The sequence below is a fragment of the Leptolyngbya sp. CCY15150 genome (assembly GCF_016888135.1).
Lineage (GTDB): Bacteria > Cyanobacteriota > Cyanobacteriia > RECH01 > RECH01 > RECH01.
The window spans coordinates 1-21,539 of record NZ_JACSWB010000143.1; the positions used below are offsets into that span (position 1 = coordinate 1).

11 protein-coding genes and 1 tRNA gene are annotated in these 21,539 nt (G+C 50.2%); 8 read left to right on the forward strand and 4 right to left on the reverse strand.

The features are described 5' to 3' along the window. Window positions 1–602: 602 nt before the first annotated feature. The 3 genes from JUJ53_RS04945 to pyrR all read left to right on the forward strand — a co-directional run bounded on the left by JUJ53_RS04945 (window position 603) and on the right by pyrR (window position 3,841). Window positions 603–689, forward strand: a tRNA-Ser gene (locus JUJ53_RS04945). A 415-nt stretch (window positions 690–1,104) separates the two neighbouring features. Continuing rightward, entirely contained in the window at window positions 1,105–2,946 is a 1,842-nt protein-coding gene (ftsH, locus tag JUJ53_RS04950; RefSeq protein WP_204150908.1) for an ATP-dependent zinc metalloprotease FtsH, read from the forward strand. 352 nt (window positions 2,947–3,298) lie between these two features. Then, window positions 3,299–3,841 carry a bifunctional pyr operon transcriptional regulator/uracil phosphoribosyltransferase PyrR gene (pyrR, locus tag JUJ53_RS04955; protein ID WP_204150909.1) on the forward strand — a complete coding sequence of 181 codons (543 nt, stop codon included), beginning with the start codon at window positions 3,299–3,301 and terminating at the stop codon, window positions 3,839–3,841. Between the two features lie 29 nt (window positions 3,842–3,870). Here the strand turns inward: pyrR and JUJ53_RS04960 are convergent, their stop codons facing one another. Next, complete coding sequence (locus JUJ53_RS04960) at window positions 3,871–4,923, reverse strand: folate-binding protein YgfZ (RefSeq protein ID WP_204150880.1); 1,053 nt, start codon at window positions 4,921–4,923, stop codon at window positions 3,871–3,873. Window positions 4,924–5,049: 126 nt separating this feature from the next. Next, window positions 5,050–6,381 carry a carboxyl-terminal processing protease CtpB gene (ctpB, locus tag JUJ53_RS04965; protein WP_204150881.1) on the reverse strand — a complete coding sequence of 444 codons (1,332 nt, stop codon included), beginning with the start codon at window positions 6,379–6,381 and terminating at the stop codon, window positions 5,050–5,052. A gap of 1,121 nt (window positions 6,382–7,502) precedes the next feature. On the opposite strand from ctpB, the gene JUJ53_RS04970 reads away from it, so the two are divergent. Next, window positions 7,503–9,593, forward strand: coding sequence for an NAD(P)H-quinone oxidoreductase subunit 5 (locus JUJ53_RS04970; RefSeq protein ID WP_204150882.1), 2,091 nt, complete (start codon window positions 7,503–7,505; stop codon window positions 9,591–9,593). A 304-nt stretch (window positions 9,594–9,897) separates the two neighbouring features. Then, window positions 9,898–11,487: a photosynthetic/respiratory NAD(P)H-quinone oxidoreductase subunit D1 gene (gene ndhD1 / locus JUJ53_RS04975; RefSeq protein WP_239124791.1), complete on the forward strand. Its 1,590-nt coding sequence runs from the start codon at window positions 9,898–9,900 to the stop codon at window positions 11,485–11,487. Window positions 11,488–11,548: 61 nt separating this feature from the next. On the opposite strand, the gene JUJ53_RS04980 is transcribed toward ndhD1, so the two are convergent. Then, window positions 11,549–12,613 (reverse strand): glycosyltransferase family 2 protein, encoded by a 1,065-nt coding sequence (locus JUJ53_RS04980; protein ID WP_204150884.1) that lies wholly within the window; start codon window positions 12,611–12,613, stop codon window positions 11,549–11,551. An 836-nt stretch (window positions 12,614–13,449) separates the two neighbouring features. Between JUJ53_RS04980 and JUJ53_RS04985 the strand changes: the two genes are divergently transcribed. From JUJ53_RS04985 to JUJ53_RS04995, 3 genes are read left to right on the forward strand one after another with little or no spacing between them, the layout of a single operon-like run. Next, window positions 13,450–15,963, forward strand: a complete 2,514-nt coding sequence (locus JUJ53_RS04985) for a GTPase (RefSeq protein WP_204150885.1) — start codon at window positions 13,450–13,452, stop codon at window positions 15,961–15,963. A gap of 26 nt (window positions 15,964–15,989) precedes the next feature. Further along, on the forward strand, window positions 15,990–17,753 hold the full coding sequence (locus tag JUJ53_RS04990; protein WP_204150886.1) for a GTPase: 1,764 nt from the start codon (window positions 15,990–15,992) through the stop codon (window positions 17,751–17,753). 9 nt (window positions 17,754–17,762) lie between these two features. Further along, window positions 17,763–17,900 carry a hypothetical protein gene (locus JUJ53_RS04995; protein WP_204150887.1) on the forward strand — a complete coding sequence of 46 codons (138 nt, stop codon included), beginning with the start codon at window positions 17,763–17,765 and terminating at the stop codon, window positions 17,898–17,900. A 30-nt stretch (window positions 17,901–17,930) separates the two neighbouring features. Here JUJ53_RS04995 and JUJ53_RS05000 read toward each other — a convergent pair whose 3' ends face one another. Continuing rightward, the gene (locus tag JUJ53_RS05000) at window positions 17,931–21,086 is read right to left on the reverse strand and encodes a hypothetical protein (RefSeq protein ID WP_204150888.1); all 3,156 of its coding nucleotides are present in this window, start codon (window positions 21,084–21,086) and stop codon (window positions 17,931–17,933) included. Window positions 21,087–21,539: the final 453 nt, after the last annotated feature.

Here is a 21,539-nt window from a genome sequence, read left to right on the forward strand (position 1 = left end):
CAATCAACAACGGCATTTTCGACGTTCCCCTGCAGCTTATTTAGCTAACCTGGAGCAGAAGGCTCTCCAGCTAGTTTTGCCGCCCTAGAAAAAAAGAACTTCACTCATATTTTGTATACTATACAGATTTGCGTCAGGGCGGTGGACTAAGATGCGCAGGAGCTCTTCTAGGTCGGCTGGAACACGGTATAGATTAAGATCTTGAGCACCTCACGCGTTTGGCTATCGAACTGTCCAAGCTGCCAGATATTGCCCGTTGAGATAGCGCCGTGCAAGATAGGTTATTCAGACTCGATCCACTGGTCAAGGGCGATGAGTTCGATCGCGAGATGCACAAAACCACGCTCTAGATCTTCGTCGGATTCGTCACGGCCGAACTAGCAGAACGAACACTCTATGTGCGCTATCTCCGGTGCTGTGATCGCAGGTCATGATCTGGAGTAGGACGGCGTGGCTGTTCCAAGTTTATAAAATTTTCTTTGAGACTGCCTCAAAGTCTGCTATCATACATTTCTTGTGGCTGGTTATGCATTGTTCGTCCTTGATTAGGAAGAGCGATCGCCCGCCAAGTGAATTGAATATCAATTCCGAAAAAGTACCCTGGAGAGATGGCCGAGTGGTCGAAGGCGCAGCACTGGAAATGCTGTATAGGGGTGACTCTATCGAGGGTTCGAATCCCTCTCTCTCCGTTTTTCATCCCAGCTCTGTTCCGGTCTACTAGTCTATGTAGTAGATGATGTTGATCCTGACTAGTTCTAGGTTCTACCGCCAGTTCTTGGGAGACCAAGGCTAGAATAGAGAGACATTGTTATTCAGGAACGCCAGCGTTCACACGTTGTGATCAATCCCAAGGGGCGATCGCCTAGGCTGAACTTAGAGGTTGCCATGGTTAGGACTGGCTTGTGGTTTCACCGCAGTCAACGTCTACCTTGGGTCTAGGGTCAGTTCCCCCTGTCTATTGCTGCATCTCCCATGCATGGAGAATTGCTCTACGGGTGAAACGTATTATTAACTATGAAACAGTTCTTGCACTCTCGTTCAACCCTTCAACCTCGCCGCACTCGACCCGCCCATGCTAGAGCGAAAGGAACGGTCGTAGCCGGGATGGCAGCCGCAGGCTGGATGATGCTCCAAAGCGTCTTGCCAGCCCCAGCCCTAGCCAATGGCCAGACTGGGCAAAACGGTCGAGACCTCAGCTATAGCAACCTGCTGGAAAGAATCCAGGCAGGGCAAGTCGAGAGCATCGCCATCGATGAGAGCCGCAATGTGGTTCAGGTGACGCTTGAAAATCAAGACGACGACGAAACCCCCGTTGAGGTGCAGATCTTCACCGGCGACCTCAACACCGAACTGGTTCAGCTTGCCCGGGAAAACAATGTAGCGATCGAGGCAGCGCCAGCCAACAGCGGCAGCACCGCCAGTTGGTTTTTCACCAACTTCTTCCTGGCCTTCCTGGTTGTGGTCTTCCTCGTGATGATTTTGCGGCGCTCTGCCAATGCTTCGGGGCAGGCTATGAACTTCGGCAAATCTCGCGCTCGTTTCCAAATGGAGGCGAAAACGGGGGTGATGTTTGACGATGTGGCTGGAATTGAGGAGGCCAAGGAAGAGCTGCAAGAGGTTGTCTCGTTTTTGAAGAAGCCTGAGAAGTTCACCGCCGTGGGGGCTCGGATTCCCCGAGGGGTGTTGTTGATTGGCTCGCCAGGTACTGGGAAGACGCTGCTGGCCAAGGCGATCGCTGGCGAAGCTGGCGTTCCTTTCTTTAGTATCTCGGGCTCAGAATTTGTTGAAATGTTTGTGGGCGTCGGTGCATCCCGCGTGCGTGACCTGTTCCGCAAGGCTAAGGAAAATGCGCCCTGTATTGTGTTTATTGATGAAATTGACGCCGTCGGTCGGCAGCGCGGTACGGGCATCGGCGGCGGCAATGACGAACGGGAGCAAACCCTCAACCAGCTTTTGACGGAGATGGATGGCTTTGAGGGCAATGCCGGGGTGATTATTATCGCCGCTACTAACCGCCCGGATGTGTTGGATTCGGCGCTGCTGCGTCCCGGTCGCTTCGATCGCCGTGTCATGGTCGATTTGCCAGACTTTAATGGACGTCTCGGCATTCTAGAGGTGCATGCCCGCACCAAAAAAGTAGCGGCGGATGTTTCTCTAGAAAACCTAGCCCGCCGGACACCAGGACTATCTGGGGCCGATTTGGCGAATCTGCTCAATGAAGCCGCTATCCTCACCGCCCGTCGCCGCAAGGATGCTATTACTCTTGCAGAAATCGATGATGCGTTCGATCGCGTCATTGCTGGCATGGAAGGTACACCCCTGGTAGACAGCAAGAAAAAACGGCTGGTTGCCTACCATGAAGTCGGTCATGCCATTGTGGGCACCTTGGTGAAAGGTCATGAGCCTTTGCAAAAGGTTACCCTGATTCCTCGGGGGCAGGCCCTAGGGCTCACCTGGTTTACCCCCAATGAGGAACCAGGTCTAACGACGCGATCGCAATTTATGGCCCGGATTATGATGGCCTTGGGTGGCCGAGCTGCGGAGGATGTGGTCTTTGGACATGATGAAGTGACCACCGGCGCTGGCAATGATCTGGAAAAGGTGACCGACATGGTGCGTAATATGGTGACGCGCTACGGTATGTCTGATCTCGGTCAATTTGCCATGGAAACCGGCAATCACGAAGTCTTTCTCGGACGCGATCTCGGTCGGCAAGGGGCAGAATATTCTGAAGATCTCGCCACTCGCATCGACCAACGGGTACGAGAGATGGCTCTGGATTGCTATACCCAAGCCTGTACTTTAATCCGCGATAATCGCGCCTTGGTGGATGATCTGGCCGAGCTGCTGGTTGAATGTGAAACCATTGACGGCGATGAGTTTCGCAAAATTGTCGGTGAACGGGTGGACTTACCCCAACCGGAACTGGCCAGCAGCAGCGTGTGACCCCTAGGGGAGCGATGTGTGACCCCTAGGGGAGCGATCGCCCTCAGTAGAAGGACGTCATTCGTATGGTGCCAGCGCTCCTGCGTTGACACCTGACTTGGTCGCTCCTGCGACCCTTGGTGTCTGGGCGCAGGAGCGCCGCTTGGAGCATTCCCACGCTCAGCGTAGGAACAATATTTATGGTGTCAGCGCTCCCGTATTGATACCTGATCTTGGTTGCTCCTGCGACCCTTATCGTCTTGCCCGAGCTGGTTGAAAACAGGATGACTAGATTTGATGATCCAGTAGTTTGCTGAAGGCATCCGGCCACGGTAGGATGCAGTATCCCTACGCGAGTGAGCGCAAGTCAGCCATGTCGCCTAAAGTTGTCGAAATTCTGTCAGACGATGAGATTCGCCGCACCCTAACCCGGCTAGCGTCCCAAGTGATCGAGCGCATTGGAGATGTTTCCAAGCTGGCGCTGCTCGGCATCTATACCCGAGGGGTGCCTTTGGCGACGATGCTGGCCCAGCAAATTGAACAGTTGGAGGGGCAGGCGGTGCCAGTGGGAGCCATCGACATTACCTTTTACCGCGATGACCTCGACAAAATTAAAACGCGCACGCCAGCTAAAACTAAAATTCCCATGGAGCTATCGGGCAAAACGGTTGTGCTGGTCGATGACGTGATCTACAGCGGCAGGACGATTCGCGCCGCCCTGAATGCGGTGAATGACTACGGCCGCCCTGATGTGATTTGGTTAGTAACGCTGGTGGATCGAGGGCATCGCGAGCTGCCCATCCATCCTGATTTCACCGGCAGATGCCTGCCCACGGCCCGCGATGAGGTGGTGAAGGTCTATGTGCAGGATGTGGATGGGCGCAATGCTGTGGAACTCATGAACCCCAGCGAGTAGCTGCAGGTCTGTTCAACCTAAGGTCTGGTTTAATTGAGGGGCGATCGCTCCCTGGTGAGAAAGGGCACATCCAGAATCTCCCCTTGGGCCGTACCCACTTGAACTGTGAGCCCTGGGCCACCGGCCTTGGTGCGCAGGTAGGCTAGGCCGATCGCGCCGGATTCTGCAGGGGTAACGCTGGTGAGCAAACCCACCTTGGTATCGTCCACGGTTAACGCTGTGCCTGGCTCCACCCAGTCCGATAGGCGAATACCCCAAAGCTGTTGCTTGACGCCTTTATAGGTGTCCAGTCGGGCAATGGTTTCCTGGCCGATGTAGCATCCCTTGGAAAATGAGATCCTGTGCCACAGGCCAGCCTCTAGGGGATTGTAGTCTTCTGTGAGTTCCTGATCTGGCATGGGTCGCCCCTGCTGGATGCGCAGCGATTCCCATAGATCTTGCCCAAATGGGATGGCTCCAGCTCCGGTGAGCTGTTGCCAGAGGTCGGCTCCCTGGTCGCGATCGCAGATTAAGGTATAGCCGGGGGTAGCCAAGCCGCTACCTGCCGCCACCCGCACGGTCATACCGTTGATGTCCGTTTGGGTATGGGTATGGGGAGGAGCGATCGCCAATCCTACCTGCTGCAGTAAGCGATCGCTATCCGGCCCCATGATGCTGAAGCAAGCTGTGGCCTCGGTGAGGTCAGCCAAGTCCACCTTGTCGGCAAAGAAAATAAACCGATCCATCCACTGCATCAGCTTGCTGCCATAGCCAGGGGAGGTCAATAGGCAAACGTGATCCTCCAAGACGTAGGCGCTGACGAGGTCAATGGTTCGGGCCGTTGAGGTTACAAACACCGTGTCGCAGCTTTGCCCTGGCTGCAGCGGCTCCATGGCATGGGTCGTTTGGTTGTGCAAAAACCGGAGGCGATCGCCTCCGCCCACACGCAGGCGGCCCCAGTGGGAGCGATCGCACAGGGCCACACCAGCAGCGATCGCTTGCCGAGCGGCAGCATCTTGGCCAAACTGTTGGGGTACCGTTTGGTCGGCAACGGTCATAAAGGTGGCTCCAGCAGCAGCCTGCACCTCTTGCAATGTAGTCATACAGCGTCCATTAGCTTCAGTCCCCGGCTTCATCGGGATGTATCCCCTTGATTCTACCGAACCTCGGCCCACAGGTTGCTTGACTTAAGGTGCAGAGCCGCCACGCTATGACCATGGACTAGAGATTTAGTCGCCCCTAGGACTGATGCGATCCCGCTGACCGACCTGGGTGGTCACCGAACGCATCCGATAGGTCAATATTCCAGGCTGTAGCGACTCTAGGGCTTCTGCATAGAAAGGATCTGCCCCCGTGCCAATCAGCTCCGGTCGCTCCGCAAGTGCTAGCTGCTGCTCTTGGCTCAGCCGTACTTCAATGTTGGGCGTAATGCCGCGCTGGCTGATATCAGTTCCATCAGGCGTGTAATAGTGGGCAACCGTAACGGCTAGACCTGAGCCATCGGAAAGAGGGTGAACCGATTGCACCAAAGCCTTACCAAAGGTTTGCCGACCAATCACGATAGCGCGATCATTATCCAGCAGCGCCCCGGTGAGGATCTCGCTCGAACTAGCAGAGTTGCCGTTCACCAACACCGCTAGGGGCAGATCGGTCAACGCTGTTTGGTTGGCAGAAAAGTCTTCCGTGCGCCCTCGCCGATCCACGGTTTGCACAATAGCGCCTTCATTAATCCACATGCGGGAAATGTCAATGCTGGCCTGCAGTAGACCGCCCGGATTATTGCGCAAATCTAGGACAAATCCATTGGCCCCATCATCTAGCAAGGCTTCGATCGCTTGCTGCATTTGCTGAGGAGAATGGGAGCTAAATTCGGTAAGTCGGATATAGCCAATTCGATTGGCTCCCTCTTCCCGTAGCGTGTAGTTAACGGCAGGAACTGCAATACGCGCCCGGTTCAGCGAGACTTCAAAAGCACCCACCGTATCGCGCTCAAGGCGCAGCATCACTTGGGTACCCACTTCGCCGCGAATTCGTTCTGAGGCCTGTTGTACCGTCATGTTGGCTGTAGATTCGCCATTGATCGCTAGGATGCGATCGCCCGTGCGTAGACCAGCAGCCATGGCCGGCGAACTCATCAACGGCTCAACCACCACAATGGAGCTGGTGTCCGGGTCGGCCTGTAGGCGAATCCCTACGCCGGAGAGTTCCCCAGAGGTTTGATTGGTCAAGGTTTCAAATTCTTCGGGATCCATAAACCGCGTGTAGGGATCCTCCAAAAGCTCTAGGGCATCCACTAGAGCAGCGTAGGCCTGCTCCGGGGACGCATACTCGGTTTCCAACAAGTCTTGGCGAACCGCTTGCCAATCGACTTGGTTAAAATCTTCATCTACATAGCTGCGGTTCACGATTTGCCAGGCTTCATCCAAAACAGCTTGGGGATCATCGTGCAGGGCGATCGCTGCCCTGGAAACAGCCATGGGGGTTAGGGTTGAGACCGCCATGGCGACAGCTAACGCTCCCCCGAGGCGACGAACCGATCTAGAACGAGAAAAAAGGTGCATTCGAGTCATATCAATACCTAGCCCTGAACGTGGACAGCGCAGCCTGCAAACCAATTAGCCAGAAACAACGGAGACCGCTTGGGGTCTTGATGCATTACCCATACGCTCCAACACCATCGATGCTTGGCATCGCTGAACCGAGGCGGCGATCGCACCCCAACTGAAACGAGGGAGAAGGGATACAAACGACTCTGACCTGAGACGACCCCCTAGACGGATGAGCCAAGGCGATGACTATCAACCAAGAGTTGTGCTCAGAATACCCACCCTGGTTCAAGAAATCTCGATGCGTGGGCTTGAGTAGACATGAATGATTGAGTCAACATCAGCTCAGACCTTGGAACGCCACCAGAGGTGCGTCTCTAACTCCAGCTAGTCGATAGGCAGACAATCTGGGTGCATCCCACTTTTATAGCCCTCACCCTAAATCCCTCTCCCAAGCCGGGCGAGGGACTTTGAATCCGGCTCCCCTTCACCCTTTTTTGGGAGAAGGGGTTGGGGGATGAGGGTCAACTTGCAAAACTGGGATGCACCCGACAATCTAGCTGCAGACCATCTAGCTATGGAGATCTGGCCATAGATGGGAGCCACTACAAAGGCGATCGCCAGGATTCCGGTCGCGGATCGGACTATCTTGAACGTAAAAGCGCGATCGCCCCTGTCCCATCAGCATAGCCACAAGAACCTAGAGGCTCCTAAAACCCCTGTGCCAGTTTTGCTAAGCGTCCCTAGATACCCCTAAACCTAAGGACAGCAAGATGTTGTCCCGACACCATGCCTCGTTTTCCATCTATGGGCGTCATAAATTTACTGATTTGCTTAAGGGTTTTACCACCCATGGGTTATGAGCGCACTCAAGCCAAGCCTTGGCTCCTGCTTAGCGACCCCATGGAAGCCAGGGCAATCCCTGACATCATCAGCGATCGCCTTTATGACCCATCGCTCTATCGTCCCCGATTCCTAAGATCACACCTGCCACACAACCTACAGCCCAGGGCAGGTAACTTCACCGAAGGGTGACCACTACTTGGGCATGGGTATGTCACAATGTAAGCGGCTTTGCCAACTTTACATTTGCAAACCACCTACCCCTATACAAAAGATTGGAAAACTTGTGAGTTATGGAACCGATTTATCAGTACGCCTGGCTGATCCCGGTTCTGCCCTTAGCAGGGGCAATGTTGATCGGACTAGGTCTTGTTTCATACGGCACCACCGTTAATCGCCTGAGGAAAGCCTCTGCTTTCTTCATCGTGTTCCTGATTGGAGCTGCGATGGTGTTCTCTTTTGCCCTGCTATGGAGTCAGATCCAAGGGCACGAATCCTACACTCGCACCATAGACTGGGCTGCCGCCGGAGACTTTCATCTCAGGATGGGCTACACCATTGATCACCTAACGGCAGTGATGCTGGTGATTGTGACCACCGTAGCTCTACTGGTCATGGTCTACACCGACGGCTACATGGCTCATGATCCGGGCTATGTACGCTTTTATGCTTACCTGAGCTTGTTCAGCTCATCTATGCTCGGTTTGGTGATTAGCCCAAACCTGGTTCAAATTTATGTGTTCTGGGAACTGGTCGGGATGTGCTCCTACCTCCTGATTGGGTTTTGGTATGACCGCAAGGCGGCGGCAGACGCCTGTCAAAAAGCCTTTGTCACCAACCGGGTTGGTGACTTTGGGCTGCTGCTTGGCATCCTAGCCCTGTACTGGGCTACCAGCAGCTTTGAATTTGAGGAAATTGGTGTTCGCCTGACGGGCCTGGTCGAGTCCGGTAGTTTGAGTGTTGGGTTAGCCTCCCTATTCTGCATCTTGGTCTTTCTGGGCCCTGTGGCCAAATCGGCTCAGTTTCCTTTGCATGTATGGCTCCCCGATGCCATGGAGGGCCCTACGCCCATTTCTGCCTTGATCCACGCGGCAACCATGGTTGCGGCTGGAGTATTCCTCATTGCCCGGATGTTTCCGGTCTTCGAAGGTCTACCGGGCGTGATGGACGTGATTGCCTGGACTGGAGCCATCACAGCCTTTTTGGGAGCCAGCATCGCTATCACCCAAAATGACATCAAAAAAGGACTCGCCTATTCCACCATGTCTCAGTTGGGATACATGGTTATGGCCATGGGGGTAGGTGCCTATGGTGCGGGGCTGTTTCACCTGATGACCCATGCCTACTTCAAAGCGATGCTCTTCCTAGGATCAGGCTCTGTGATCCACGGTATGGAAGAGGTTGTGGGTCACGATCCTGCCCTAGCTCAAGACATGCGGCTTATGGGTGGTCTGCGCCGCCATATGCCCGTCACCGCGATTACGTTTTTGATTGGTACCCTGGCGATCTGCGGGATTCCTCCCTTTGCTGGTTTTTGGTCGAAGGATGAAATTCTTGGATCAACCTTTGCGGTGAATCCGCTCCTCTGGGCTATTGGCTGGGGAACGGCGGGGATCACGGCCTTCTATATGTTCCGCATGTACTTCTCCACCTTTGAAGGAGACTTTCGCGGCAACCGGGACGACATTCGCCAGCAACTGCAAGCTGAGAAGCTGCAGCGCATGGGATTAGCCTTTGGCCCCGGTGCGATGGATCCGCAAGAGCTGACGGTGGATACCGATCCCCATGGGGATCACGGTGATGACCATGGCCACGCCCACAGCGAGTTTCCCCATGAGTCGCCTTGGGCTATGACGATTCCTCTGATGGTTTTGGCGGTTCCGTCGATGCTGCTGGGTCTGGTCGGGACGCCCTTCGTCAATTACTTTGAGGCCTTCGTCCATCCGCCGGGCGAGCTGGTGGAAGAACTCCCTGCCTTCGGCATTCCGGCAGAGTTTGAATGGTCTGAGTTCATCATCATGGCCGGCAGTTCCGTCGGTATTGGTCTGATTGGGATCAGCCTAGCCTCGTTGATGTACCTCACCTACAAGGTCAGTGCCGCAGCGATCGCCCAACAGATTCAGCCGCTGTACCAACTTTCCCTGAACAAGTGGTACTTTGACGAAATTTACGATGCCGTGTTTGTGAAAGGCAGTCGTCGTCTAGCGCGGCAAGTGCTAGAAGTAGACGTGCGCATTGTAGATGGCGTGGTCAACCTGGCAGGGTTTGTTACGTTGATTACAGGAGAAGGGCTGAAGTACCTCGAAAATGGTCGGGTACAGTTCTATGCTCTGATTGTGTTTGGTGCAGTGCTAGGCCTGGTGCTCGTATCAGGCATCACCTAAGCGTTAAGCGATCGCTCGTCTAAGATTCTTAGCTATCCCGGTTGGGATCAGGGGCGATCGCTCCTTGTCCCAACCGTCGCACTAATAAGATCTTGACTGATTTTGAAGAAACGCAGAGTATTCGATAGTTTCACTCATACTGTTGATACGTTGCCTGAAGCTGATCCCACGTACCCGTTCAACGTCAGGTTCTACGACGAGCGTTTAGGGACATGATGATGACAACTACCTTTAGGGAAGCATCCTTTCTCCCGGCGCGCTGGTTTGAATAATCTGGCTTAACGATCATAAATTTTCGATGAGTATGGCTGATTTTCCCTGGCTAAGCACCATAATCCTATTCCCGATCTTGGCAGCATTGCTAATCCCAATCCTGCCTGACAAGGATGGCAAAGGCCGAGTGATCCGTTGGTATGCACTAACGGTAGGTCTCATTGACTTTGCCCTGATTATTTACGCGTTTTACAACTTCTACGACGTCTCTAACCCAGACATGCAGCTTGTCGAAAGCTACAGTTGGGTATCGTCTCTTGATCTCAAATGGTCAGTGGGGGCAGATGGTCTATCCATGCCGTTGATTTTGCTCACGGGGTTTATTTCCACCCTAGCAATTTTGGCATCTTGGCCGGTGACCCTGAAGCCCCGCCTGTTCTACTTCTTGATGCTAGCCATGTATGGCGGGCAGATTGGAGTGTTTGCCGTCCAGGATATGCTGCTGTTCTTCTTTATGTGGGAACTGGAGCTGATCCCGGTCTACTTACTCCTCTCCATCTGGGGCGGCAAGAAGCGGCTCTATGCGGCCACCAAGTTTATTCTGTACACCGCTGGGGGATCGCTGTTTATCCTAGTGGCAGCCCTAGCCATGGCTTTCTATGGCGATTCTGTCACCTTTGACATGCGATCGCTCATGGACAAAGACTTTCCGCTGAAGTTCCAGCTTTTAGTCTATGCCGGCCTCTTTGTGGCCTATGCGGTGAAACTGCCCATTTTTCCCCTACATACCTGGCTGCCCGATGCCCATGGGGAAGCTACGGCTCCAGTGCATATGCTGCTGGCGGGCATTCTCCTGAAAATGGGCGGCTATGCTTTGATTCGCATGAACTGCGAGATGTTGCCCGATGCCCATGCCTACTTTGCGCCTGTCCTTGTCGTCTTGGGGGTAGTGAACATCATCTACGCAGCCCTCACCTCCTTCGCCCAGCGCAACCTCAAGCGGAAAATCGCCTATTCGTCGATTTCCCACATGGGCTTTGTGCTGATTGGGATTGCCTCCTTCACCGATCTGGGCATGAGCGGCGCGGTCTTACAAATGGTCTCCCATGGCTTGATTGGGGCTAGCCTCTTCTTCCTGGTGGGAGCCACCTACGATCGCACCCATACCCTGATTTTGGATGAAATGGGCGGCGTGGGACGGTTGATGCCCAAGATCTTTGCCATGTTTACCACCTGCTCCTTGGCTTCCTTGGCCCTGCCGGGCATGAGTGGTTTTGTGGCAGAACTGATGATCTTCGTAGGCTTTGCCACTAGTGATGCCTATAGCCTCACCTTCAAGGTGTTGATTGTCATCCTGGCGGCGATCGGCGTGATTCTCACTCCGATTTACCTGCTATCGATGCTGCGGGAGATTTTCTATGGCCCTGAAAATAAAGAGCTGACCTCCCACGAAGTGCTGATCGATGCAGAACCTCGGGAAGTGTTCATCATTGCTAGTCTGCTGGTGCCGATTATTGGCATTGGCCTCTATCCCAAGCTGATGACCCAGGTCTATGACGCCAAGACTCTGCAACTGACAGCTCGGATGCGCAGCTCCGTGACCACCCTGACCGCCCAGCGGCAGGCAACGGCCGATGCCCTAGCGATCGCTCCCCTGCAGGCCCCGTCCCTGCCTCGCTAAATTATCCGCAACTATCCTGAACCTGGGTTGGCATGTCCGACCCAGGTTTTTTCATGGCCAACTAATCATTGAAGGGGGTATCTAGGGGATCGTCTTCTATATAGAGCGATCGCATCCGGCGACGCTGGCCCGTCGGTCGTGCTTCCCGTCCCTTGGAGACCACTTGGGGGCTGGCCTGGGGCGGTGGGTCTAGATCTAGGCGGCGCATCCGTTGCTGAATATCTTCCACGAGCTTGCGGTTGGCGGCCATCAGATCGGCGACGAGACCAAAGATCCAAATCTGTACACCAATCAAAATCAAAATAGCCGCCAAAATCAAACTAGGAATGCGGGTGCGCTCTGCCCCCATCAACAGAAAAATTAACCAGCGCGTTCCTAGCAAAAAGCCTAATCCAAAGGGAATACTGCCCAGCAAGACAAAAAAACGCATCGGCTGATAGATCATAAAGATGCGGAAAATGGTCAGAATCGATCGCTGAACATAGGACGGAATGCTTTTCACCAGCCGTGACGGCCGGGCTACATAATTCGTGCGAATAGGCACCGAGGTCATGGCAATCCCTTTCTGCCCCGCCTGGATAATCGTTTCTAAGGTATAGGTATAGCGATTGAACACATTAATTTGCAGCGCCGCCCGGCGACTGTAGGCGCGAAAACCGCTGGGCGCATCGGGAATATCGGTATTACTTGCCAAGCGCACCACCCAACTGCCTAGATTTTGCAGCAGTTTCTTGATTGGCGAAAAATGTTTAGTCTGCCAGATGGGGCGCGCCCCGATGACAATGTCTACCTCACCTTGGAGAATCGGCTGGATCAACGCCGGAATATCCTCAGCACAATATTGATTGTCAGCATCGGTGTTGACAATAATATCCGCTCCTGCCCGCAGCGCCGCTTCCAAGCCAGCCATAAAAGCCCTCGCCAGTCCTTGATTGTGGGGTAGACGCACAATGTGATGCACCCCACTCGCCTTGGCTACTGCTACGGTGCGATCGCGACTACCATCATCAATCACTAACCATTCAATACAGTCGATGCCTGGCAACTGGCGCGGCAGTGCTGCCAAGGTTGCGCCCAAGGTCTCTTCTTCGTTGTAGCAGGGAATTTGGATAATCAGCTTTGTCATAGATGACCCTTTTCAGCGCGGTATAGAAGCTTGGTGTTCCTACCAGTAGTGGTATGAGGCATGTCTAACGAAGAGCGATCGCTTCGGTACTATTTTAGAGAGAGAAGTGTCGTTGTTGAACCTGATGAGTCCTCCTGTTGAGCAAATGGCTAGCACCTGATGACGATCACTATACGACCTATGTTTATGGCCTAGCTAGGGATGGTTGCCTAAATTCCTAGCCACTGATGATTGGGTGGTGCTGAATCAGGGTGTCAAGCTTAAATGAGAAGTACTGAAACCTCCTGCAAACGTTTAGCGGAGTCATACGACTATCACTCATGTACGGACTAGCATAGGGATGTACTGTCCCAGAAATTAATGACACCTACATCACGCGATCGCCCTCTTTGTCCCTTCCTTGTCTCTAGCTTTATTTCCTATCCTATTCCGTCCTGCTATCGCTTTACAGAACCACCCAGCGATGATAGAGGTTTACTGAACCTAACTGAATCATGCTCAACAGCGACTGCGGTATCGTGTAACATGTGTCTAATCTTTTTGTTTAAAAATTCTCAAAAAATTAATCTACATAACACTCCTATTGGGTGAGATGCTCTAGTGAAACTTCACATAACATCCCAGGAAGAGTAACTATGCAAGCAAAAGAGCGTGCAAGTTAAGTGGTGGTTATGTTGACTGATGGCTTTTTTGGGGAATACTGATCTCAGTGAAATTGATAAAGACATAGCTCGATTTAGGAGCCTAGTGTCTTGTTTACTGTGCAACTGTTAGCAGCTCTCAATCATGAGCATTGTTGACATTGGCTGAGCAGCAGTTTAGTAGGAATTTTCAGAATGGCAGTTAAGGACTCCTCAGAATACTGTGAAACCCTAAATTACAGTTTCCTATTATTGGTTCATATTATTTGTGCTGACCAGCAAATCCACAGCCAAGAGTCACGAGCACTGCGGGATCTTGCTCAGCAAGCACATATCAATGAATTGACACTCCAAGAGATGGAGAAAATCCTAGGGCAAGATGCCACCCACCTCTCCTGGGAAGAATGTGCACGAAATGTTCCTGTAGGTCAGCGAAGTGAGGTTTTGAAGCAAATCTTGGCGATCGCTTACATTGATGGCTATTTTTCGCCACTAGAACGTGAAGTTGTCGATCAAATCGCCACAATTTGGGGCATCCATGGGAGCGAAATCCAACGAATGCTGGAAGCGGCTCAGGGGTTTGGTCAGTGGAGTTCTGATACAGACGATGATGAAGATAGTCTTTCGGTTGGAGCAAAGCTACTCAAAGGAGCTGAGTCTGTCCTGTCGCGATCGCTCATTACCAAATTAGCTGAACTGGCTCCTGAGAATATTGGACAACGCATCGAACGCCTGCAGCGTGAAATTCTACTGGCTGGGCCGGAATATGATGAAGCCATTCAAAAATGTGCTTCTATTGCCCAAGAAGATTATAAATACTCACATCACGCGTTGGAGCGTTCCTATAACGCGTTGAGAACGCTGGCAGGCCGACTTCAGGAAAGCATCTACACTATTGAGCGAACAACAACTGGGCAAGGGAAATATAAAGCTGCAAAAGAAGTCTCGGAGAAGCTGGAGCAGACCCGCCGAAATCTATTAGGTGAGATTTTGCGTGACCTAGAAAATATGCGTGAAGCAATACGGGCCAAGAAACGGGCACTTAACTACTTCAGTATTGCATTTTTAGGAAAGACGAAAGCTGGGAAGAGTACGCTTCATGCGGTTGTGACTGGAGAAGGATGGGAATCCATCGGCATTGGTAAACAACGAACAACGCGTTATAACCGTGTCTATGAGTGGAAAAATATTCGTATTATTGATACTCCGGGAATTGGCGCACCCGGTGGTAAAACTGATGAGGAAATTGCTCAAAGCATTATTGAAGAAGCGGATGTAATTTGCTACGTCGTTACGGATGACAGCATTCAAGAAACGGAGTTTGAGTTTCTGAAGGCGTTGAAAGGGAAAACAAAGCCGCTCATCATCTTGCTGAATATTCAGTACAACTTACGGGATTCTCGACGACTAGAGCATTTTCTCAAAAATCCTGATCGCTGGTTTGCATTAGACGGAAAAAATGGCATTAGCGGACATTTGAATCGCATTCAACGCTATGCCAAGCAGCACTATGCCAACGATTATCTGTCTATTGTTCCTGTTATGCTGCTAGCGGCCCAACTCTCAAGCGAGCCAAAGCATCAACAGCAGTCTCAACGATTATTCAAAGCTAGTCGGATTCAGGATTTTCTAGACTCAATCCGAGAATCGATTATCGATTACGGTGCAATTCGGCGATCGCAAACACTTCTAGGATCAACCGTTGGTGCAATCGATATGCCTTATCAGTGGATTACTGGACAGGCTAGTGTCTACGACAATTTGGCAACACAGCTTCAAGAAAAACACAAGGACTTTAGTCGAAAGGTTCAACGAGCACAGCAGGATCACCAAGAAAATTTACAACAGAAAATCCGGGAAACCTTTCAGATTGCCCTCAATCAGGTGACACCGTTCGCTGAAGAGCACTGGGAGGCAAAAGAGGCTCACATGAGTCGAGCCTGGAATAATCTACTCAAACAAAACAAATTTGAAGAACGCATTCATACATCTGTTGAACAAGCCTGTCACGCGTTCCAAGAAGAGATTCAAGAAGCACTTGAAGAAATTGGTAATGAGCTTGAAATCCTAGCTCGACTTCAGAGTGGAAACTTCAAATTTACGGAACAAGACTCTAATTTCTTTGACAAAGACTTCATTCGTATAACAGGTGTAATTATGTTGGCTCTGGGAGTATTAGGAGGGCTTTTTTTCCCGCCGTTGGCTTTGATTTCTATTGCAGGAACTGCTGTAGGAATCATTTCAAACTTTTTTAAGTCAAAGGATGAAAAACGTCGTGAAGCAGTAAATAATATTACGTCTGTTCTGCAAGAGCAGCTTAATGAGCATCAAGCAAAGGTTCTTCAGCAGTCTAGGAAAAGCTTTGAAAAGTATTGTCAATCTGCAAATGACACTATTGAAGCTTATTTTGAAGAGTTGATTCAAGGCATCCAGGCGATTGCTAGCAAACTTGAAACGGCTCAACATGAATTGAATAGTTCGGGAAATTATCTAAATCGTGCCTATGCCAAACGCATTATTGATTGGGCAACGGATCGGACTGAGCCACTCACAGATACTGCCATAGCCAAGACTATTCGGAAGGTGGATCGTGAATTCGGAAAGAGTCTCAACATTCGAACAACAACAGCCATATCGCTCAGCAAGTCGCTTGATGAAATTTGTACAGTTTTACAAGAACGTGTGACGCTTCATCCTACAAAACACTAACAGAGAACTAATTAGAGGTTTTTCCCATGTCTTCAGCCCCATCTTTCGAAGCTGCAATTCTAAGCAAGCAGATTAAAGAGGTATGTCAACAGTTTGATGATCTTCTTTCTACGGCAAAATCAGACGAGATTACTCAGCTTCGGCAAACATTTCGCAGTGAGTTCAAAGAGTATCAACAAAATAAAGCGCTGACGGTTGCATTTGTGGGTCAATACAGTGCAGGAAAGTCAACCATTATTTCTGCACTTACCGGGCGACGAGATATTCATATTGATACGGATATTGCTACGGACAAGACCACATCCTATGACTGGAACGGCATCCAAATTATTGATACTCCGGGACTGTTTACCGATCGTAAGGATCATGATGATATCACTTACCAGGCGATAGCAAAAGCAGATTTACTCGTATTCTGTCTGACCCATATGTTGTTTGATACCCTGACCGTCGAAAACTTCAAGAAGCTGGCTTACACTGAAGGGTATCGCTGGAAAATCATGCTGGTGATCAACAAAATGTCGGCTGCTGCCGGTGAAGAAGATCAGAAAATTGCTAGCTATCGTCATAGCTTAGCTGACGCACTTAAGCCCTACTCTCTTGATGAATTTCCCATCTGTTTTATTGATGCCCAAGATTACTGCGAAGGTGTTGATGAAGATGATGAATTTCTGGAAGAGGTTAGCCGCTTTGAGACATTCATTGCAGAACTCAATCAGTTTGTGAAGCAGCGATCGTCCCTAACAAAATTTGATGTTCCGATCAGGATTACGCTTAAGAATCTTGACGAATCTCAGATTTTATTTGCTCGAAATTCTGATGAAGATACGGCATTTTTATTAATCCTATCCCACCTTTCTCGGCGTATCGAGAGAGAGAGAGAACGACTGCGAACAAATATCAAACGTATTGCTCTTGATCTATCAATAGCAATTAACGAAGAAGGAAGGAATCTTGCTGCGGCTGTCGGCGATCCAGAATTTGAATCACTAAATAGTAAATCCGAACTCAATGTTCGTGAATATTATGAATCAGCCTCGGAAGAACTTTATAAGGTTCTTGAAGCAGCAAATTTATCCATTCAAAATGAAGTTTTAGATGAACTAAAAAGTGGCTTAACAACAGCATTTATAAGACAACTTAATCTCAACGATGAACTTGGAAACCATCAATCTCCAAAAGAGAAAGGTAATGCTAAGCAAGCTCAAAGTCAGTTTAATTTCTTTAAGGAGATTGGAGAAAAAATAGGTGTTTCTCTTGCGAAGTCTGCAACGGGAAGATTTGCTACAGGAACAGGTAAGATTTTTCTTCGTTCTATGGATGCTACTGGTAGTGCATTGCATAAAGGAATTTTAGAGATTGGCAAACTGATCGGTTTCAAGTTTAGACCATGGCAGGCTGTAAATATGGCCAAAGGCATCGGCAATGCTGCAAAATTCCTGGGGCCAGCCTTAGGGATCTTAGCGATTGCTGCAGAATTCTATGGCATGGCAGAGGAACAAAAGCGTGAACAAGAAATGGCAGACATTCGTCGTGACATTACCAGTACATTCAAAGCGCTAACGATTGATCTTGAACAGCAGATTAACGAAATTCGTACTGAATTTGAACAGCAGGTGTATGGAACACTAGAACGCAATATTGATGCCGCCAAGCAGAAAACATTCAGTGCAATGAATACTTCCAGTACTGAACTAGCAAGGGTTGAGCAAATTCGCACCAATCTACGCACCATCCTTGACGACATCCAAAAGAGTGTCTCTAGTCCCCTGCTTGACCAACAAAACTAAGAAGTTGGAATGCGTCAACTGAGGGCGATCGCCCTCTGGTTTACAGAAAAGCGATCGCCCCTTGGTTCAAAGAAAAGCGATCGCTCCCTGATTTACAGAAAAGCGATCGCTCTCCCGGTTTACAGAAAAGCGATCGCTCTACATTAAGCTTCAGCTAGTGATTCAAGGAAGATTACCTTAAACAAAGTTGCTGACATTATTGATTTGATTGATGGTTGTGTTGGCAATTTGGGCGATCGCTTCTTCACCGACAAAGATAAATGCATCGGCAGCTTCTGAACCTGTTCCTTGATAGAAACTGAGGTCAGCGAGACTCAGACTTGTGAGCTGTAGGGCATCGCTGCCAACTTCAAAGTCACCGATGAAGTTGTAGGCTCCTGTTCGTAAGACGAAGGTATCATTACCGGCTCCGCCTAACAGGGTATTCAGCCCTAGACCACCATCAATCAGGTCATCCCCTGAACCCGTGGCAATGTAGTCGTCTCCACTACCGGTGAGGATATCTTTATTGCCAGCAGGTTGAGCCGCATCCACCATGTAGATAATGTTATCGCCTCCTGCATCTTGAACAATATCTGTTCCAGTGCCTAAGCCAATCGAGTCGTTGCCGATGCCGGTGAAGATGTTGTAATCACCGTTTTCTAGCCAAACGATGTTATTGCCATTGCCGAGATTCAAGAGGTCAGTACCACCGCCACCATTCACCGCATAGACAAAGTCATCTCCGTCGCCGACAGTCACAATGTCGTCACCAAGTCCAATCCCAACCAGGTTGTTCCCGGCACCTGCATTAATGGTGTTATCGCCACTAGGCAGCCAGATGTTATCATCACCCACGCCGGTTGTAATGGTATTTGTACCTCCATTGGCAGCCGCAGGGTCAGCAAGGTAGACGAAATTATTGCCATTACCTGTTGTAACGACATCGTTTCCGCTACCCATGCCAATGATATTGTTACCACTGCCAGCGATGACTGTATTGTTACCACTTTCGTTGTAATAATTGTCATCACCCTCACCGCCGCTTAAGACATCATCGCCGGTATCACCGAAGAGGAAGTCTGAACCAGGGGTTCCGGCAAAGAAGTCGTTGTTTGTGAAGCCAACAAAGCTATTGCCACTATAGGTTCCAGGAGATCCTTTAGTGTCGATAGAGACTCCCCGCGTGTTACCGCCGGTTGTGTTATCGAAGGTGTTGTTGATCAGGCTAGAGTTTGGCCCACGGGAGCGTAAGGCCGTAGCAAAGCGATTTGTGAATCCAGTGAATGAATTATTTTCAAATAAAACCGTATCGGCATCAATGGTGACTAAGTTATTCCCCTGTTCCGATACGCCATCATTTGAGCTAATACCGCCAGCAATGCCAGTAATACTGTTGTTGGAGAAGGTAATCGTGTTGCTGACATAGGGCCCCGAACCACCGTTGCCCATGGTCACCAGTTGGCGCGGTACATTGTTGCCAACATTAAACTGAGTGCCAAATCCAATGCCACCTGGATTACTGCCTTCAAAGGTCTGTCCCGAGAAGGTATTGCTGTCAATTAACGTATTGGTGATAGCCGCTCCAAACTCGGATAGGAGACCTGCATCACCGTTGGCAACAATATCGTTACCTTGGATGACAAGACCACTATTGCTACCTTGAATGTAGACGGCGGCTTTTTCAATGGCACCATTGCCATTCAACCCAATGATGGTAAAACCTTGGGTCATATTGCCGAGCCTAACAAAATTAGTATTCGGCTGAATTTGTACCGTTCCTAGAGGAGAGCCAGCTACTCCCTGGATCGTCGTAGCATCCTGTCCATTCACGGATAGCAGGGTGATGGACTGATCAATGATAACGTTCTCGTTGTATACGCCATCATCGACTAGGACTAGATAGCCTGTTGAAGCAGCATCCACACCCGCCTGGATCGTGTCAAAGGTGCCCACTAAGTTATTGCTTGTGTCAAAGACTTGGACAGGCTTTGTCAAATCAAAGGTTACGCCATCTCCTTGGAAGGTAATAACTTCAATGCTGGATAGCGTATCTACACCATCATCTCCGTCGATAGGATCGATATCGGTGACACCGGTAAATCCAACGACTTGTCCGCTGGGTGCAGTGGTCAATCCAATGGAATAGCCATCACGGGATCCGCTATAACTTGCCGTGTCAACGCCTGTCCCTCCTATCAGGGAGTCATTTCCACCACTACCTTCAAAGAGGTTACTGCCGCCAACTCCAGTCAGCACATCATCACCGGTGCCGCCTAGGAGCTGATCATTACCTTCAGATCCTTCAAAGACATTTGTGCCAGATAATACCCGAGTAGCACCATTGATATTGGAAACTCCTGGGAACGTGCCATTAAAGGTATTGTTTTGAACAACAACATCTTCAAAGGCTTCAGTGGGTAGTCGATTATCCAAGGCAACAGCAGCACTGGCGATCGCATTAAACGTGTTACCAGTGACCTGAATATCAGACTGTGTGCCCTGAGTTGCAGTGCCCGTCGCAGCGGCAAATCGAGTTCCAAAGAAGAAGTTGGTGAAGGTGTTGTCTGTAATGTCGAGCCCTGTCAAATCTCGATCATCTAGGGTAACAATCCCGTCATAAGCTCCGGAAAACAGGTTGCCAGAGATGGTCACATTAGAGGTGGAGTTGACTGACCCATCCGCATCTAACGATAGCTGAACGGCATAGCGAGCCGCGGTAAAGGTGGTGGCGGCATCGGACAGATCGGTTATACCGAGATCAATGGTATTGCCTGTGATCTGAACATTTTGGGAGTTATCAATCTGAATGCCGCGTCGCCCTGATGAACCTACGTTATCGTGGGTTGCTACATTATTGGCAATCACTAACCCATCAATGTTATCAATCCGAATCACAGATGCGTCGTTGCCGGTAATTCCATCAAAGCGGTTGCCTGTTATGGCCCAGTTCGTCCCGCCTGTCGGTGCGCCACCGTTACCAAAACCATTGGTGATGAACTGAGCAGCGTTATTACTAAGGGCTACAAAGTCGTTAAATGCGATCGTGATGTTGTTGTAGTTAACACTCCCATTGGCTCCGCCTCGAATGGCTGCGCTGGGATTGGAAAACTCAAAACCACGAATCGTAATGTCATCTGAGCCTAGAGTAAATGATCCTTGAATGATAGATTCTGCACCACGGGACGGATCATTCCCTGTTAACCCATCATTGGCACCAATCAGGGTCAATGGTTTGTTGATGGTCACATTGCCAACATAGGTGCCTGCACCAATCAGCAGGGTATCACCTGGATTCGCTGCATCTACAGCCGCTTGAATACTTGTAAATGTGCCGACGCTGATAATAGCCATGACGTCAAGAAGTCCTTATTAACCAATAACTACAAAGCCATCAAATACAGAAAAAACAGAGGAACATGAACCATGTTCTATGTGGGTAAGCATCCAAAACTAGCAGGTCATGCATAAAAAACCTGCGGTGTTGCTGAATCTACGGTACGAACCTCTAGCTAGAGATTCTGAAACTCTATGCAACATGTTGCGGAATCATACGGCTATTCAGCAACACCGAACCTGCTATCAGGGTCTTGAATGGATCACACCTCTGTTTTATAGATCTCTAGGCAATGGTTTGAAACCTCTGGAAACTTTGATTTCTTGTATAGAAGAATCAGAGTTCGGCCAAGGTTTCAAACATGTCCTAATGCACCCCAAGGTCTAATTCAATATGTGGACAAAAGGTAAGCATATTGAATGAACGGTGGTCTTGAAGAGTGCTTACTCTTGCTGGGAGATATACTTACT

What these genes read in the sequence shown, in the direction of transcription:
- JUJ53_RS04990 (WP_204150886.1), top strand. Translation starts at nt 15,990, where the DNA reads ATGTCTTCAGCCCCATCTTTCGAAGCTGCAATTCTAAGCAAGCAGATT.
- pyrR (WP_204150909.1), top strand. Translation starts at nt 3,299, where the DNA reads ATGTCGCCTAAAGTTGTCGAAATTCTGTCAGACGATGAGATTCGCCGC.
- ftsH (WP_204150908.1), top strand. Translation starts at nt 1,105, where the DNA reads ATGGCAGCCGCAGGCTGGATGATGCTCCAAAGCGTCTTGCCAGCCCCA.
- ctpB (WP_204150881.1), bottom strand. Translation starts at nt 6,381, where the DNA reads ATGCACCTTTTTTCTCGTTCTAGATCGGTTCGTCGCCTCGGGGGAGCG.
- JUJ53_RS05000 (WP_204150888.1), bottom strand. Translation starts at nt 21,086, where the DNA reads ATGGCTATTATCAGCGTCGGCACATTTACAAGTATTCAAGCGGCTGTA.
- JUJ53_RS04960 (WP_204150880.1), bottom strand. Translation starts at nt 4,923, where the DNA reads ATGACTACATTGCAAGAGGTGCAGGCTGCTGCTGGAGCCACCTTTATG.
- JUJ53_RS04970 (WP_204150882.1), top strand. Translation starts at nt 7,503, where the DNA reads ATGGAACCGATTTATCAGTACGCCTGGCTGATCCCGGTTCTGCCCTTA.
- ndhD1 (WP_239124791.1), top strand. Translation starts at nt 9,898, where the DNA reads ATGGCTGATTTTCCCTGGCTAAGCACCATAATCCTATTCCCGATCTTG.
- JUJ53_RS04980 (WP_204150884.1), bottom strand. Translation starts at nt 12,613, where the DNA reads ATGACAAAGCTGATTATCCAAATTCCCTGCTACAACGAAGAAGAGACC.
- JUJ53_RS04995 (WP_204150887.1), top strand. Translation starts at nt 17,763, where the DNA reads ATGCGTCAACTGAGGGCGATCGCCCTCTGGTTTACAGAAAAGCGATCG.
- JUJ53_RS04985 (WP_204150885.1), top strand. Translation starts at nt 13,450, where the DNA reads ATGGCAGTTAAGGACTCCTCAGAATACTGTGAAACCCTAAATTACAGT.